Source organism: Burkholderia alba (genome assembly GCF_034721475.1).
In the GTDB taxonomy this organism is placed as follows: domain Bacteria; phylum Pseudomonadota; class Gammaproteobacteria; order Burkholderiales; family Burkholderiaceae; genus Burkholderia; species Burkholderia alba.
In genome coordinates this window covers 1-15826 of sequence record NZ_JAWJWL010000014.1, presented here as the reverse complement: position 1 = coordinate 15826, position 15826 = coordinate 1, and the positions used below count along the sequence as shown (strand labels likewise).

Sequence of the window (15826 nt, the reverse complement as noted above, 5' to 3'; positions counted from 1 at the left end):
GGAAGTCGAGAAGTTGTCGCGCGTGGGCGACGACGGAGCAATGCCGGCGGGAGGGGCGAGCGGGCCGGACCGGTGCGGCGGCACAGGATGAAGAACACCCCGAAGGCCGAACAGGCGCCCGGCTTTCGGGGTGCGGTCGGGCAGCCCTGCGTGGGGCCTGCCGATGCGGCGAACGCGCTTACTTCACGCGCATGCCGGGCTTTGCGCCGCCATGCGGCTCGAGGATGTAGAGCCCCGGCTCCGCCTTCTCGTCGCTGGCCGACGCGGCGAGCACCATTCCTTCGGACAGTCCGAACTTCATCTTGCGCGGCGCGAGGTTCGCGACCATCACCGTCAGCTTGCCGACCAGTTGCTCCGGCTGATAAGCGGACTTGATACCCGAGAACACGTTGCGGGTTTTCTCCTCGCCGATGTCGAGCGTCAGCTGCAGCAGCTTGTCCGACCCTTCGACGGCCTGGCACGCGACGATCTTCGCGATGCGCAGGTCGACCTTCGCGAAATCGTCGATCGTGATGAAGGGCTCGTCGCCCGTCGCGGCTTCGGCCGCCGGCTTTGCCGCCTTGCCCGCTTTCTTGCCGTCGGCCGGCTCCGCCGCCGCCGTGCCGCCCAGCGAGCCGCGGTTCGCGGCGAGCAGCGCGTCGATCTGCTTCGGGTCGACGCGCGTCATCAGATGCTGATAGGCACTGATCGCCTGCGACGACGACAGCGGCTGCCCGGCATCCGCCCAGGTCAGCGGCGCGATGCCGAAGAAGGTTTCGACCGCCGCGACGACGCGCGGCAGCACGGGCTTCAGCGCGAGCGACAGCAGGCGGAATGCTTCGAGGCTCACGCTGCAGGTTTCGTGCAGCGCGACCGCGTTGGCCGGATCCTTCGCCTGTTCCCACGGCTTCGCGGTGTCGACGTAGCCGTTCACCGCGTCCGCGAGTTCCATCGTCTGACGCAGCGCGCGGCTGTACTCGCGGGCTTCGTAGTGGGCGGCGATCTGCGGGATCGCGTCGCGCAGCGTTGCGATCAGCGGGTGGTTCATCGCGCTGTCCTGCACGCGGCCGTCGAAACGCTTGATCAGGAAGCCGGCCGCGCGGCTCGCGATGTTCACGTACTTGCCGATCAGGTCGCTGTTCACGCGCGCCTGGAAGTCGTCGAGGTTCAGGTCGATGTCTTCCATCGTCGCGTTGAGCTTCGCGGCGAAGTAGTAGCGCAGCCACTCCGGATTGAGGCCGGTGTCGATGTAGCTTTGCGCGGTGATGAAGGTGCCGCGCGATTTCGACATCTTCGCGCCGTCCACCGTCAGGAAACCGTGCGCGAACACGTTGGTCGGCGTGCGATGGCCGGAGAACTCGAGCATCGCGGGCCAGAACAGCGTGTGGAAGTACAGGATGTCCTTGCCGATGAAGTGATACTGCTCGGTCGTCGAATCCTTGTTGATCCACGCGTTGAAATCGAGGCCGCGCTGGTCGCACAGATTCTTGAAGCTCGCGTAGTAGCCGACCGGCGCGTCGAGCCACACGTAGAAGTACTTGCCGGGCGCGCCGGGAATCTCGAAGCCGAAGTAGGGCGCGTCGCGCGAGATGTCCCAGTCGGCGAGCTTCGCTTCGCCCGCGTCGCCGAGCCATTCGCGCATCTTGTTGGTGGCTTCGGGCTGCGCGAGGCCGCCGACCCAGCCGCGCAGGAACGTTTCGCAGCGCGGGTCCGACAGGCGGAAGAAGTAGTGGACCGATTTGCGTCGCTCGGGCGTCGCGCCCGACACCACCGAGTACGGGTTGATCAGATCGGTCGGCTGGTAGGTGGAGCCGCACACCTCGCAGCTGTCGCCGTACTGGTCCTTCGCGTGGCATTTCGGGCACTCGCCCTTGATGAAGCGGTCCGGCAGGAACATCTCCTTGACCGGATCGTAGGCCTGCTCGATCTCGCGTTCCGCGATGAAGCCGGCGTCCTTCAGCGCGAGATAGATCTGTTCGCTCAGCACGCGGTTCTCGTCGGAATCGGTCGTGTAGAAATTGTCGAACGAGATGCCGTAGCTGTCGAAATCGCGCTTGTGCTCCGTCCATACGCGCTCGATCAGCTGCTTCGGCGTCAGGCCTTCCTGTTCGGCGCGCAGCATGATCGGCGTGCCGTGCGTATCGTCGGCGCCGATGTAGTAGACCTCATGACCGTGCATTCGCATCGTCCGCGCCCAGATGTCCGTCTGGATGTACTCGACCAGGTGGCCGATGTGAATCTGCCCGTTCGCATAGGGCAGCGCGGACGTGACGAGGATCTGGCGGCGGCCTTGCGGTGCGCCGGCCTGCGCGGAAGTGTGGTCGGATGCGGACATAGGGTCTGTAAGAGAACTGCGGGGGAAATCGTAGGGAAGCTGCGATTCTAGCAGGGCGGCCGGCCGCGCATGCGGGGCGGCGCCGGCCTCGCGGCGTGCCGGAAGCGGTGCAGGATGCCGACACGCGTACGCAATCGCGTTGCGCCGCTCGTATCGAGCCCGGTCGAGCCCGCCGCGTCCGGCGCGTCCGGCGCGAGGCCGGTGTCTTTCGAACTGTCCGGGAGCGCGTATGCCGCTCTTTCGTGGAAATCGCCGCGTTTGCCGATCGGGCAGGTCGCGCCGCCGCCCAATGGGCGATAGTGCGCGGGCGACGCGCGGGGTCGTGGCAGAAGAGACGCGAATACGGATGCGCAGAGCCCGTTCGCCGGCCCGCGTGAAGAACCGAGCGGGATCGATGCTCGGCGCGTCCCTCGGATCCGCCGGCGCGCCTCGAACAGGAACATGGCTTCAAGTTGCATTTCGGGGAACGGCCATGCATCCATGGCATCGCGAAGCCGTGCAGCGGGTCAGTTGCGAGCGGGAAAATGGGGCCCGCTGCGGGGTGTGCAACGGAGAGGGCGGCCGTCGATGTCGGTATCGCTCGACGCACGCAGGGCCCGGAGCGGCGCTTCGCATGAAGGCGATCGAGATCCGGCAGCGCTCGCCGAAGCCTGACGATCATGACGGATCGCAATGTCGGCGCGTGAGCCGCTCACCGTCGGGCGAACACGCTCGGCGGCATGCGCGCGCTCATTGCGAGTAGACGCACGGCGACCGGAAGACGGCGATGGAGACAAGGAAAGAAATGCGGTTGTTGCGTTGCACAACGAAAATTTCAGGCAAAAAAAACCGGGGCGGATACGGCCCCGGAGCAACAACGACAAGAGGAGAATGGTGACGCGCCGGCAACACCAGCCACGTACCGTATAGAAAGACCGCGAGGCATCGAGGAAGTTCGAAAATTTTTTCGAGTCGTTACCGGATGCCCGCGGTGCCTTATGCGGCGCGGCTGTGCGCGGTTCGTACGAACCGCTCTCCCGCGTGCGTCGTTACTGGGCCGGCTGTTGCGGCGCCCGCAGGTAGATCTCCACGCGACGGTTTTGGGCGCGGCCCGCTTCCGTGGCGTTGTCGGCGATCGGGTTCGATGCGCCCATCCCTTGCGCGGACAGGCGGCCGCCCGCCACGCCGCGCTGCACCAGCGCGCTCACCACGCTCTGCGCGCGGTTTTGCGACAGCGTCTGGTTGTACGAAGCCGAACCGGTGCTATCCGTGTAGCCGACCACCGAAGCCGTGATCTGCGGATTCTGGTTGAGCGTCGTCGCCAGATCGTTCAGCAGCGGCGTGAACGCCGGCGTGATGGCGTACTGGTTGGTCGCGAACGTGACCGAGCTCGGCACGTTCAGCTTCAGCGAGCCGTCCGGCTGTTCGGTCACCTGCGTGCCGGTCTGCTGCGCCGACGGCGCGAGCTTGTTCTTGATCGCCTGCCAGTTGTAGCCCGTCACACCGCCGACCAGGGCACCGACGCCCGCGCCGATCGCCGCGCCCTTGCCGCCGCCCGCGAGCGCGCCGATCCCTGCGCCCAGTGCGGCACCCGCCCCCGTGCCAACCGCCGTGTTATTGCCTTGCGGCGTCGCGCAGCCAGCCAGCAAGGCGCCTGCGAGAGCGAAAACGGACAAGCGCATCGCGATTTTGGTATTCATCTTGGATTCCTCTCTGAGAGTGAACGAGTCGACAAGGACAAAACAGTACTGCTCCGTCGGCATCGGCAACCGCTGACGCGCGAGGCGGGCCTGCCCGGTGTCGGACGAAGCCCGCCGTCTCGCGCCGGACCCTGACCTTCACGATGGCCGTTCGGACAGGGTGGCGCCTCAGCCTCTACAATATAGGCGGTGCGGGGCCGATGTGGCCCCGATCTGCGCCGCCCGCGAAGATTGCGCCGCAACGTGTCATCGCGCAATGGCGTGCAATACATTTTTTCACTTTTCCCGCTTTGTGCCCCGTTATTTGAAGATTCTTTACGATTGGGCATGATTGAGCGACGTTCCCTCGGAGTATCGATGAGCATTGACCGGGCTTTGGTCGACGCCGCACTCGCGGCTATCGCTGACCCCAATACCGGCCGCCCCTACGCGGCGCACAAGGGCATTCGCAACGTCGCGATCGACGGCGACGCCGTGACCGTCGACGTCGTGCTCGGTTATCCGGCGAAGAGCCAGTTCGACGCGACGCGCGAGCGGCTCGCCGCGGCGCTCGTCACGGTGCCGGGCGTGCGCGACGCGCGTGTCAACGTCTCGCAGGAAATCGTCGCGCACACCGTGCAGCGCGGCGTCAAACTGTTGCCGAACGTGAAGAATATCGTGGCGGTGGCGTCGGGCAAGGGCGGCGTCGGCAAAAGCACGACGGCCGTCAATCTCGCGCTCGCGCTCGCGTCGGAAGGCGCGTCGGTCGGTATTCTCGACGCGGACATCTACGGCCCGTCGCTGCCGACGATGCTCGGCATCCACGGCCGGCCGGATTCGCCGGACAACCAGTCGATGAACCCGATGACCGGCCACGGGCTGCAGGCGAATTCGATCGGTTTCCTGATCGAGGAAGACAATCCGATGGTGTGGCGCGGCCCGATGGCGACCTCGGCGCTCGAGCAGCTGCTGCGCCAGACCAACTGGCGCGAGCTGGACTACCTGATCGTCGACATGCCGCCGGGCACCGGCGACATCCAGCTCACGCTCGCGCAGCGCGTGCCCGTGACGGGCGCCGTGATCGTCACCACACCGCAGGACATCGCGCTGCTCGACGCGAAAAAAGGGCTCAAGATGTTCGAGAAGGTCGGCATCCCGATCCTCGGCATCGTCGAGAACATGAGCATCCACGTCTGTTCGAACTGCGGCCACGAGGAGCACATCTTCGGCGCGGGCGGCGGCGCGCGGATGGCGCAGGACTACGGCGTGACGGTGCTGGGCAGCCTGCCGCTCGACATCGCGATCCGCGAGCAGGCGGACAGCGGCGTGCCCACCGTCGTCGCCGATCCGCAGGGCAAGCTCGCCGAGCGTTATCGCTCGATCGCGCGGGGCGTGGCGATCGCGATCGCCGAGCGGGCGAAGGACATGACGTCGAAATTTCCGAGCATCATTGTTCAAAATACGTAAAAAGCCTTGCGGGACGAGGCTGGCCGGTGCTTTACGCGGGTCGAGGCGCGGTATCATGACGGCTTTTCCCAGGTCCACTTACCCGTCCGGCGGGCGCGGCGCAGCAAGCTGCCCGCCGGCATGAGGATCGCATGAAACAACGACTCGACGGCGCATCAGGTTCGCTCGCGCTTGCCGCGCTGCTCGCCCTGAGCGCCTTTGGCCTGCTGGCCGGCTGTACCTCGTTCGCCTCCCAGCACGAAAAGCGTGCGGACGCGCTGCTCCAGCCGACCGTCGGCAACCAGGCGCGCGGCACGGTCACGTTCGTCGAACGGCCGGACGGCGTGCAGGTCACGTACAACTTCTCCGGGCTGCCGCCGAACAGCGACCACGCGCTGCAGGTACACGAGCGCGGCGATTGCAACGCCGGCGACGGCTCGAGCGCCGGGCCGGTGTTCGCGCCCGCCGCCGACCGGCTGCGGGCCGGCGCGCGCGTCGCCGGCGATCTCGGCAATATCCACGCGGATGCGAACGGCGTCGCGGCGGGCTTTATCGTCGCGCCGGACGTCGCGCTCGACGGCGTGCGCTCGGTGCTGTCGCGCGCGGTGCTGGTCCATCGCGACCCGAGCGATCCGGCGTTCCCGCAGCACGGCGCGGGGCCCGGTCTCGCCTGCGGCGCGATCCGTCCGTAAGCGGGCAGGTCGGCTCGCCCGCGATCGCGTAAAATGTGCGCCTCTCGTGGCCGCCCGGATGCCGGCGGCCTCCCTCCTAGTCACGCAGCGTTTTCTGGCGCCTTTTTATGAGCATCAAGTCCGACAAGTGGATTCGGCGCATGGCCGAAGAGCACAAGATGATCGAGCCGTTCGTGCGCGATCAGGTCCGCGCCTCCGAGGACGGCCGCAGGATCGTCAGCTACGGGACGTCGAGCTACGGCTACGACATCCGCTGCGCGGACGAATTCAAGATCTTCACCAACATCAATTCGACGATCGTCGACCCGAAGAACTTCGACGAAGGCTCGTTCGTCGATTTCAAGGGCGACGTGTGCATCATTCCGCCGAACTCGTTCGCGCTTGCCCGCACCGTCGAATATTTCCGCATTCCGCGCACCGTGCTGACCGTCTGCCTCGGCAAGTCCACCTATGCGCGCTGCGGGATCATCGTCAACGTGACGCCGTTCGAACCCGAGTGGGAAGGCTACGTCACGCTGGAATTCTCGAACACCACGCCGCTGCCCGCGAAGATCTACGCGAACGAAGGCGTCGCCCAGGTGCTCTTCTTCGAGAGCGACGAGGTCTGCGACGTGTCGTACGCGGACCGCGGCGGCAAATATCAGGGGCAACGGGGTGTCACGCTGCCGAAAACCTGATCTGTTTGTATATCGAAACACCGCCAGTTACCGGGTGACCGCTGCGTGTGATGCGCCGCGGTCGTTCTTTTTGGAGAATCGCCCATGAAGTTTCGTTTTCCCGTCGTCATCATCGACGAAGATTTCCGTTCCGAGAACATCTCCGGCTCCGGCATCCGGGCGCTGGCGGAAGCGATCGAGAAAGAGGGGGCGGAGGTCCTCGGCCTCACGAGCTACGGCGATCTCACGTCGTTCGCGCAGCAGTCGAGCCGGGCGTCGTGCTTCATCCTGTCGCTCGACGACGACGAGCTGATGCTCGGCGAGACCGGCTCGGACGGCGAACTGCCCGAACTGGCGACCGCGATCATCGAGCTGCGCGCGTTCGTGACCGAGGTGCGCCGCCGCAACGCCGACATCCCGATCTTCCTGTACGGCGAGACCCGCACGTCGCGCCACCTGCCGAACGACATCCTGCGCGAGCTGCACGGCTTCATCCACATGTTCGAGGACACGCCGGAGTTCGTCGCGCGCCACATCATCCGCGAGACGAAGGTGTATCTCGACTCGCTCGCGCCGCCGTTCTTCAAGGAACTGGTCAAGTACGCGGACGAGGGGTCGTACTCGTGGCACTGCCCGGGCCACTCGGGCGGCGTTGCGTTCCTGAAGAATCCGCTCGGCCAGATGTTCCATCAGTTCTTCGGCGAGAACATGCTGCGCGCCGACGTCTGCAACGCGGTCGACGAACTCGGCCAGCTGCTCGACCACACCGGCCCCGTCGCGGCGTCCGAGCGCAATGCCGCGCGGATCTTCAGCGCGGATCACCTGTTCTTCGTGACGAACGGCACGTCGACGTCGAACAAGATCGTCTGGCACGCGACCGTCGCGCCGGGCGACATCGTGCTGGTCGACCGCAATTGCCACAAGTCGATCCTGCACGCGATCACGATGACGCACGCGATCCCCGTGTTCCTCACGCCGACGCGCAACCACTTCGGCATCATCGGGCCGATTCCGCGCGACGAGTTCAAGCCGGAGAACATCCGCAAGAAGATCGAGGCGAATCCGTTCGCGCGCGAAGCGCTCAAGAAGAACCCGAATCTCAAGCCGCGGATCCTGACGATCACGCAGAGTACCTACGACGGCGTCGTCTACAACGTCGAGCAGATCAAGGACCTGCTCGGCGACCTGCTCGACACGCTGCACTTCGACGAAGCGTGGCTGCCGCACGCCGAATTCCACCCGTTCTACCAGGACATGCACGCGATCGGCGCGGGCCGGCCGCGCACGGGCTCGCTGGTGTTCGCGACGCACTCGACGCACAAGCTGCTCGCCGGTATTTCGCAGGCGTCGCAGATCGTCGTGCAGGATTCGGAGAACCGCACGTTCGACAAGCATCGCTTCAACGAGGCGTACCTGATGCACACGTCGACGAGCCCGCAGTACGCGATCATCGCGTCGTGCGACGTCGCGGCCGCGATGATGGAGCCGCCGGGCGGTACCGCGCTCGTCGAGGAATCGATCGCCGAGGCGATCGATTTCCGCCGCGCGATGCGCAAGGTGGACGCCGAGTACGGCGACGACTGGTTCTTCTCCGTGTGGGGGCCGGATAGCCTCGCGGAAGAGGGGATCGGCTCGCGCGAGGACTGGATCCTGCGGCCGAACGATCACTGGCACGGTTTCGGCCCGCTCGCCGAAGGCTTCAACATGCTCGACCCGATCAAGGCGACGATCATCACGCCGGGGCTCGACGTGGACGGCGAATTCGGCGAAGCCGGCATTCCGGCCGCGATCGTCACGAAGTACCTGGCCGAGCACGGCATCATCGTCGAGAAGACGGGCCTGTATTCGTTCTTCATCATGTTCACGATCGGCATCACGAAGGGCCGCTGGAACTCGATGGTCACCGAGCTGCAGCAGTTCAAGGACGACTACGACAACAACCAGCCGCTCTGGCGCGTGCTGCCGGAGTTCGTCGCGCAGCATCCGCTGTACGAGCGGGTCGGCTTGCGCGACCTGTGCGGGCAGATCCACGACGTGTACCGCGCCAACGACATCGCGCGCCTGACGACCGAGATGTACCTGTCGAACATGGAGCCCGCGATGAAGCCGTCGGATGCGTTCGCGAAGCTTGCGCACCGCGAGATCGACCGGGTGCCGCTCGACGAGCTGGAGGGCCGCGTGACGAGCATCCTGCTGACGCCGTATCCGCCGGGCATTCCGCTGCTGATCCCGGGCGAGCGCTTCAACAAGACGATCGTCAACTACCTGCGGTTCGCCCGCGATTTCAACGAGCGCTTCCCGGGTTTCCATACCGATATCCACGGCCTCGTCGCGGAAGAGGTCAACGGGCGCGTCGAGTACTACGTCGATTGCGTGCGCCATTGACGATGGCGAAGGTGCGCTTGCGGTTCGCGCGGCTGGCGGTCGCCGCGCTGGCCGCGTGGCTGGCGGCGACGGGCGCCGCGCATGCGGAGGTGGCGGCGGCCGATCCGAACGACGTCGCGATGCGGCAGTGCCTCGCGCGGCGCGACCGCTCGTCGACGGACGGGCAGATCCAGTGCATGGACGACGCGCGGCAGAAATGGCAGGCGGCGATGAATGCCGCCTACCAGCAGTTGCTGGGCGCGGCGCCCGCGGCCGCGAAGCGCGGCTGGCAGGAAAGCCAGCGGCGCTGGCTCGCGTGGCGCGGCGATGAAATGCCGCTGGTGCAGGCGGTCTATGCGACGACGCAGGGCACGATGTACGCGATGGCCAGCGCCGACACGCAGCTGCAGCCGGTGCGCGACCGCGCGCTCGCGCTGCGCGAGGCGGCCGACCGCTACGCGCAGCCGGGCGGAGGCAAGGACGCGGTGCACCGGGTGCGGCCGTGTCTGCAGGACGCCGCGTGCGAGCATGCGCTGTTCGATCTGAATCGCTATTTCACGAAACTGCAGAAACGGATGCCCGCGCGCTCGCGCGCGGCGCTCACGCACGCGCAGCGCGAATGGACGGCGTTTCGCGATGCGACCACGCCCCTCATCAGCGAGGACGAGCGGGTCGACCTGATCGGCGCGCGGGTCGCGACGCTCAAGCGTTTTTCGGAAACGGTCGGCAATCGCTGAGTGCCGTTTTGAGAATCGGGCGCGACGTTCGGCGGCCCGATCGCCGCATCGCGCGTTTCACGCCGGCCGCGGATCGGCATCGTATTCGGCAACGCGTTGCCTGATCCGAGCCGGCGCGACGCCGACGGGCGCGCCGACGAGCCGCTTGTCCGCCTAGCGATGGCCGATCGCCACGGGCTGGCCGGCACCATCGAACTTCCCGGCGGCTCGCGCCGCGTCACGCGGACGGACGATGCGTCCGGAACCATGACGGTACGTGCTCGACCGCCTGTTCCAGCGTTTCCAGGATCCTGAAACTCAACGCGGCGACCTCGGGTGTCGGACGCTTGAGATCCGGCACGGTCACGACCGACGCGCCGGCGCGCGTTGCCGCGTGGGCGCCGAAATCGCTGTCCTCGAACGCGAGACAAGCATGCGCCGGCACGCCGAGGCGCTCCGCCTCGAGCCGGTAGACGGCCGGGTCGGGCTTGCCGCGCGCGACTTCGTCGCCGCCGGCGATCGCCGCGAAGCAAGCCAGAACATCGACGCGGCCGAGGCGCGAACGGATTTCGGCGGTCCCCGACGACGAAGCGACCGCGCACGGCACGCCGGCTCGCGCCAGCTCGGCAAGCAGCGTCCGGGCGCCGGGCTTCAGCGGAAACATCGGCTGCGCAACGGGGGCGCCGAGCCGCTGCCGGACGCGTTGCGAGGTTTCGCGAAACGCGTCCGCGCCGCCGACCAGTTCGGTCAGGACCACCTGGCCTTCGGAAAAGGACCGGCCGACGATGCGCAGATAGTCGGCGGGCGCGAGCGCGATGCCGAGCTGCGCGCAGACGTCGATCCACGTATTCATGATCGTGCGCTCGGAATCGATCAGCAGGCCGTCCATATCGAAGATCGCGGCTGCAAACATGGGGGGCGTCTCCTTGAAAGAACGCACTGTATCAAACGGGAGGCGTGCGTGCGATGCGGAGGGCGGGTGTCCGCCGGAAGGGATCCGGTTCGAAGCGCGTCGCGCGGCATGCCGGGCGTCCGTCGCGACGGTGCCGGCGGCCCGGCCGGAAGCGGCGCGGTATCGGCTGTCGCTGGCCCGGCCGCGTGGCGGTATCCGTACCCGGTCCCGCATAAAAAACGGACACCCGAAGGTGTCCGCCGGTGCGATTGCGCCGCGCTTACTTGAGCGCCGCGCGCGCGGCCTGGATCGCCGCCCGCACCTGATCGGGCGCGGTGCCGCCCGGATGGTTGCGGCTCGCGACCGAGCCTTCGAGCGTCAGATAGCCGAACACGTCGTCGCCGATCAGATGCGCGACGTTCGGCAGCTCGTGCCTCATCTCGTCGAGCGACAGGTCGGCGAGATCGCAGCCGCGCTCGTCGCAGATCCGGACCGCGTGCGCGACGGCTTCGTGCGCGTCGCGAAACGGCAGCCCGCGCTTCACCAGATAGTCGGCCAGATCGGTGGCGGTCGAGAAACCCTGCAGCGCGGCGGCGCGCATCGCCTGCGGCCGGACCGTGATGCCCGCGACCATCTCCGCGAAGATCCGCAGCGTGTCGGCGACGGTGTCGACCGTATCGAACAGCGGTTCCTTGTCTTCCTGATTGTCCTTGTTGTACGCGAGCGGCTGGCCCTTCATCAGCGTGAGCAACGCGATCAGGTGGCCGTTCACGCGGCCCGTCTTGCCACGCGCCAGCTCGGGCACGTCCGGATTCTTCTTCTGCGGCATGATCGACGAGCCGGTGCAGAAGCGGTCGGCGAGATCGATGAAGCCGACGCGCGGGCTCATCCACAGCACGAGCTCCTCGGAGAAGCGCGATACGTGCGTCATCACGAGTGCCGCCGCCGCGGTGAACTCGATCGCGAAGTCGCGATCGGACACGGCGTCGAGCGAGTTCGCGCAGATGCCGTCGAAGCCGAGCGTCTTCGCGACCGCGTGGCGGTCGATCGGGTAGCTGGTGCCGGCGAGGGCGGCCGCGCCGAGCGGCAGGCGGTTCACGCGGGTGCGGCAGTCGCGCATGCGCTCGGCGTCGCGCGAGAACATCTCGACATACGCGAGCAGGTGATGGCCGAACGTGACGGGCTGCGCGACCTGCAGATGCGTGAAGCCCGGCATGATGGTGCCGGCGTGCTGTTCGGCCAGATCGAGCAGCGCGCCGCGCAGGTCGTTCAGCAGGCCGCCGATGCGGTCGATTTCGCCGCGCAGCCACAGGCGGATGTCGGTCGCGACCTGATCGTTGCGCGAGCGGCCGGTGTGCAGGCGCTTGCCCGCGTCGCCGATCAGCGCCGTGAGGCGCGCTTCGATGTTCAGGTGGACGTCTTCGAGGTCGAGCTGCCATTCGAATTCGCCGCGCTCGATCTCTCCCTGGATCTGCGCCATGCCGCGCTGGATCGCGGCGAGGTCGTCCGCGCTGATGATCTGCTGCGCCGCGAGCATGCCGGCGTGCGCGAGCGAGCCGGCGATGTCGACCCGCGCGAGGCGCTTGTCGAAGAACACCGACGACGTATAGCGCTTGACCAGCTCCGACATCGGTTCCGAAAAGCGGGCCGACCAGGCCTCGCCCTTTTTGTGCAATTGGGACGTCATGGCGATTCTTAGAGGAGTGTGGAGCGGCTTGCGCCGCGAATGGATAGCGGATTTTAGCATTCGCGGCCGCCTTCTCCCCGCGCGCCGCGCCGGGCAGGGCGCGCGCGGGCGCTACTTCAGATCGCAGGTGAGCGGGCCGATGGTCGGCAGCGTGCCGTCGTCGGGGCGGACATAGGGGAACGACACCGCGCAGTGCCGGCCTCCGCCGTCGATCTCCAGATGATTGACGTCGCCCAGCGCGGTGATGAACGTCAGGCCGTCGTAGCCGACGATCGTGCGATCGCCGGTCTCGACGTGGCGGACCCGCAGTCCGGCGGGCAGCGGCGCGCCGTCCGCGCCGCGCAGCAGCACCGATGCCGCGTGCTCGCGGGTGATCGCGAAGCGCGCGAGTACGCCGGAGCGCGCTTGCGGCACCACGTCGAGCGTCGTGTCGGCGAGCCGGACGTCGATCGGCAGCCGCATGCTGTCGATGCCGATCCGGTTGTTCTGGTACGAATTGAGATCGGGGATCAGGAAATAGCCGTTACGGTTCGTCGTGCCGATCTCGCGGTTCTCGTGCAGCACCGGGACGCCGGGTGCCGCGTCGGTCGACACGAGCGCGAACCCGTCGTCGATGCGCCGCGACAGCATCGCGCTGCCGCCCATCAGCACGAGCGCGCCGGTCAGATCGATCGACAGGTTGCTTTGCCCGGCGATCGTCTGCGCGAGCGCCGTGACCTGCCCGGCGCGACCCAGGTATTGCGCCTGCGCCTGGCCGTAGCGCACGTCGCCCGAATTGCCCGCCTGCACCGCCCAGCCGAAGCCGCCGTCGTAGTCGGGCGGCCGCGTCGCGTTGACGCTGTAGGCCGTCTCGCCGTTCTGCTTGCCGACGTTGGCGTTGAGCGACGTGTTGTTGCCCAGGCCGAGGTTCAGGCTCAGGAACACGCCGCGCGAATGTCGCTGGCGAAAATCCTGGAACGCGCTGACGTTGATCGACGCGAGGCTGCCGAAGCTCAGCGAATACGACACCGAGCCGATCTGCGAGGTCGGCGCGCCGGGATATTTGAGGCCGATGTAGCTGACGGCGAGCGTTTGCGCGCGGATGAACGGCAGCGACACCGTGACGCGGTCGGTGACGGTGGGCACCGGCGTGCCGTCGCGCGCGGCGAGGTCGCCGTAATTCGAGAATGCGCGCAGCGTCTGCGCGTCGATCGAGAAGCGCGGCTCGATCAGCTGGTAGCCGAGGCCGACCTGGGTACCGGCGAGCCGGCCCGCGCTGCCGGCCACCGACGTGCTCACGACCCCCGCCATCCCGAGCCGGGCCAGCATGCCGGCGCCCGCGTTGTACAGGCCGCTCGTCGCTTCCGCATGCGTCTCGACCGTCAGGTAGTCGCTGAGACCGTAGCGGGCGGTCGCGCTCGCGGCGGGGTGGGCGTCGTAGTCGAACGAATTGATGCCGTACGCGCGCCGCAGGAAGCCCGCCTCGACCGAGTAGCTCGCGAGGCCGGACGCGAGCAGGCGCGTGTCGATGTAGAGCGGCAGCGAGGTCGAGATCGTGCGGCCGAGCGCGTCGCGCGTGATCACGGTGGCGTTGCCCGCGCCGGTGATGCCGGGCACGTTGTTGATGACGAACGGCCCGCTCGGCACGTTGCCGCTGAACTGGCGGACGTTGTTCACGTACAGGTCGACGGCGGTCGGCACCACGGCCGAGCCGGGCAGCGCCGGCACCGGGAAGGTCACCAGATCGGGGCGCAGCGCGAAGTTGCTGCGCCACTGGAAGCCTCCGAGCCGCAGCGAGCGGGTCCACGCGAGCGACGACGAGATGGTGTCGCCGAACTGCGTCGTGGTGAGCGTCTGCGGATCGGAGCGGCTCCACGACGTGTCGTAGCGCGTGTAGCGCTGCTGGTCGCGGTAGACGTACGCGACGCCGGTGCTGCTGAATACGCCGGCCGGATCGAAGTAGCGCGCCTCGCTCCACAGCGCGACGGGGGCGTGCGCGGCGCTTTGCGCGTAGAGGTCGTAGTTCAGCACCACGCCGCGTCCGGACGACGCCGGCGGGGTGGGGGCGAGCGCGCGCGTGTCGAAGGTATGCGGGATGCGCAGCGCGTCCGGCACCTGCAGCGCGATCGTCTGGCGCGTGGCGTCGTAGCCGTAGCGCAACCCCGGCAGCGAATCGAGCGGGATCAGCGCGTCTCCGGGCAGGCGCGGGCCGGGCGTCGCGATGCCGAGATCGTTCAGGTCGTCCTGGCTCGCGGACAGCTTGCCGTCCCGTGCGATGAAATGCGCGATCAGATGGGCGGGCTCGCCGTTGAGCGTCACGTCGAGATACAGGTCGCCCGATTCGCCCGCCGCCGTGGCGGTAATCGCCGTGCGCGCATCCGCGAGCGTGATGGCCGGCGCGTCCTGAGCGTGCGCGGGCGATCCGCCTGCCGCGGCGAGCGCCGCGACGGCGAGCGCGATCGGCAGCACGGCGAATCGTCCGCCCCGCCCGGGGTTCGTCGAGCGGGGCGCGAGGCGGGTGGCCGGCATGTTCGAGCGATGGGAAAGGATCCGGCGCGCGGCCAGGGTCAAGGCGCGCCCACGCCGGCCTCGATCTTCTGCGTATTGACGGTGGCCTGGACGCGCCGGATGCGGGGCGCGGCGTCGAGCCTCACGGGCCACTGCCGCGCGCTGCCCGCGAGCGCATAGCCGAGCAGGCCCTGGGTGACCTCGTAGGCCTTGCCGGCGTCGTCGATGAGCTGCACCGCCGCGATCTGCGCATGCCGCTCGCCGCTGTTCGCGACCCGCAGCAGCCAGCCCTGCTCGCCGCGCACCAGGCTCCACGCGAGTTTCGGCGGCGCGGTGGCCGTGTCGGGTTCGATGAAGACCGGGATCGAGTAGCGCAGCCGGATCGTGATGCCGCTCGTCACCGGCGCATCCGGGCTCGGCAGTTCGTCGATCAGCACGCGATAGCTCTGCTCGCGCGGCGGCTTGTCGCGCGAGACGCGCACGAGCCGGACCAACTGGTCGGATTGCGCGGCGATCTGCAGCAGCGGCGGACTCGCGACGAGTTCCTGCGCCGGCGTGAGCACGTCGTCGCCGTGATCCTGGGTCCAGCGATAGGTACGCACCTGTCCGTAGATCGGCCGCTCGCCGGGGTTGCGCAGCGTGAGGCCGGCCGCGGTGCTGTCCGACGTCATGTCGAGCGTGACGGGCGAGATTTGCAGCGTCGCGCCGGCCGCCGCCGCGCTGAATGCGGCGATGAAGCAGAGGAATAGCCCGCGGGCACGGTGGCGGTGGGAGAGCGTCACTGGCGCATCAGAAGTAGACGGTTGCCGTGACGGTCGACTGATAGGTATCGGGCTGCGGCGTGGCCTGTGCCGCGACCTGGCCGTAGACGTTGATCGACTGGGCCGAGCCGGTGCCGGTGCCGCCGACCGTGT

12 protein-coding genes are annotated in these 15826 nt (G+C 67.7%); 5 read left to right on the top strand and 7 right to left on the bottom strand.

Going from position 1 to position 15826, the window contains the following annotated elements:
• Positions 1 to 178 precede the first annotated feature (178 nt).
• Complete coding sequence (gene metG / locus RZR99_RS17100) at positions 179 to 2314, bottom strand: methionine--tRNA ligase (protein ID WP_323120957.1); 2136 nt, start codon at positions 2312 to 2314, stop codon at positions 179 to 181.
• A 1028-nt stretch (positions 2315 to 3342) separates the two neighbouring features.
• Positions 3343 to 3993 (bottom strand): OmpA family protein, encoded by a 651-nt coding sequence (locus tag RZR99_RS17095; RefSeq protein ID WP_323120956.1) that lies wholly within the window; start codon positions 3991 to 3993, stop codon positions 3343 to 3345.
• 357 nt (positions 3994 to 4350) lie between these two features.
• Here RZR99_RS17095 and apbC point away from each other — a divergent pair, with 357 nt between their 5' ends.
• The 5 genes from apbC to RZR99_RS17070 all read left to right on the top strand — a co-directional run bounded on the left by apbC (position 4351) and on the right by RZR99_RS17070 (position 9867).
• Positions 4351 to 5439, top strand: a complete 1089-nt coding sequence (gene apbC / locus RZR99_RS17090; protein ID WP_323120955.1) for an iron-sulfur cluster carrier protein ApbC — start codon at positions 4351 to 4353, stop codon at positions 5437 to 5439.
• Between the two features lie 131 nt (positions 5440 to 5570).
• Complete coding sequence (locus RZR99_RS17085) at positions 5571 to 6110, top strand: superoxide dismutase family protein (RefSeq protein ID WP_323120954.1); 540 nt, start codon at positions 5571 to 5573, stop codon at positions 6108 to 6110.
• Between the two features lie 107 nt (positions 6111 to 6217).
• A complete protein-coding gene (dcd, locus tag RZR99_RS17080) occupies positions 6218 to 6787 on the top strand; it encodes a dCTP deaminase (RefSeq protein ID WP_176050628.1) in 570 nt (189 codons plus the stop codon).
• Between the two features lie 84 nt (positions 6788 to 6871).
• Complete coding sequence (locus RZR99_RS17075; protein WP_323120953.1) at positions 6872 to 9151, top strand: arginine/lysine/ornithine decarboxylase; 2280 nt, start codon at positions 6872 to 6874, stop codon at positions 9149 to 9151.
• 2 nt (positions 9152 to 9153) lie between these two features.
• Positions 9154 to 9867, top strand: a complete 714-nt coding sequence (locus RZR99_RS17070) for a lysozyme inhibitor LprI family protein (protein ID WP_323121110.1) — start codon at positions 9154 to 9156, stop codon at positions 9865 to 9867.
• Positions 9868 to 10084: 217 nt separating this feature from the next.
• On the opposite strand, the gene RZR99_RS17065 is transcribed toward RZR99_RS17070, so the two are convergent.
• The 5 genes from RZR99_RS17065 to RZR99_RS17045 form a co-directional block, all read right to left on the bottom strand.
• Positions 10085 to 10759, bottom strand: coding sequence for an HAD family hydrolase (locus tag RZR99_RS17065; protein WP_323120952.1), 675 nt, complete (start codon positions 10757 to 10759; stop codon positions 10085 to 10087).
• A 259-nt stretch (positions 10760 to 11018) separates the two neighbouring features.
• On the bottom strand, positions 11019 to 12425 hold the full coding sequence (gene argH / locus RZR99_RS17060) for an argininosuccinate lyase (RefSeq protein WP_323120951.1): 1407 nt from the start codon (positions 12423 to 12425) through the stop codon (positions 11019 to 11021).
• 111 nt (positions 12426 to 12536) lie between these two features.
• The gene (locus RZR99_RS17055) at positions 12537 to 14933 is read right to left on the bottom strand and encodes a fimbria/pilus outer membrane usher protein (RefSeq protein WP_323120950.1); all 2397 of its coding nucleotides are present in this window, start codon (positions 14931 to 14933) and stop codon (positions 12537 to 12539) included.
• Between the two features lie 38 nt (positions 14934 to 14971).
• Entirely contained in the window at positions 14972 to 15694 is a 723-nt protein-coding gene (locus tag RZR99_RS17050; RefSeq protein ID WP_323120949.1) for a fimbrial biogenesis chaperone, read from the bottom strand.
• A 7-nt stretch (positions 15695 to 15701) separates the two neighbouring features.
• A partial coding sequence (locus RZR99_RS17045; protein WP_323121109.1) for a spore coat protein U domain-containing protein occupies positions 15702 to 15826 on the bottom strand: 125 nt, incomplete at its 5' end.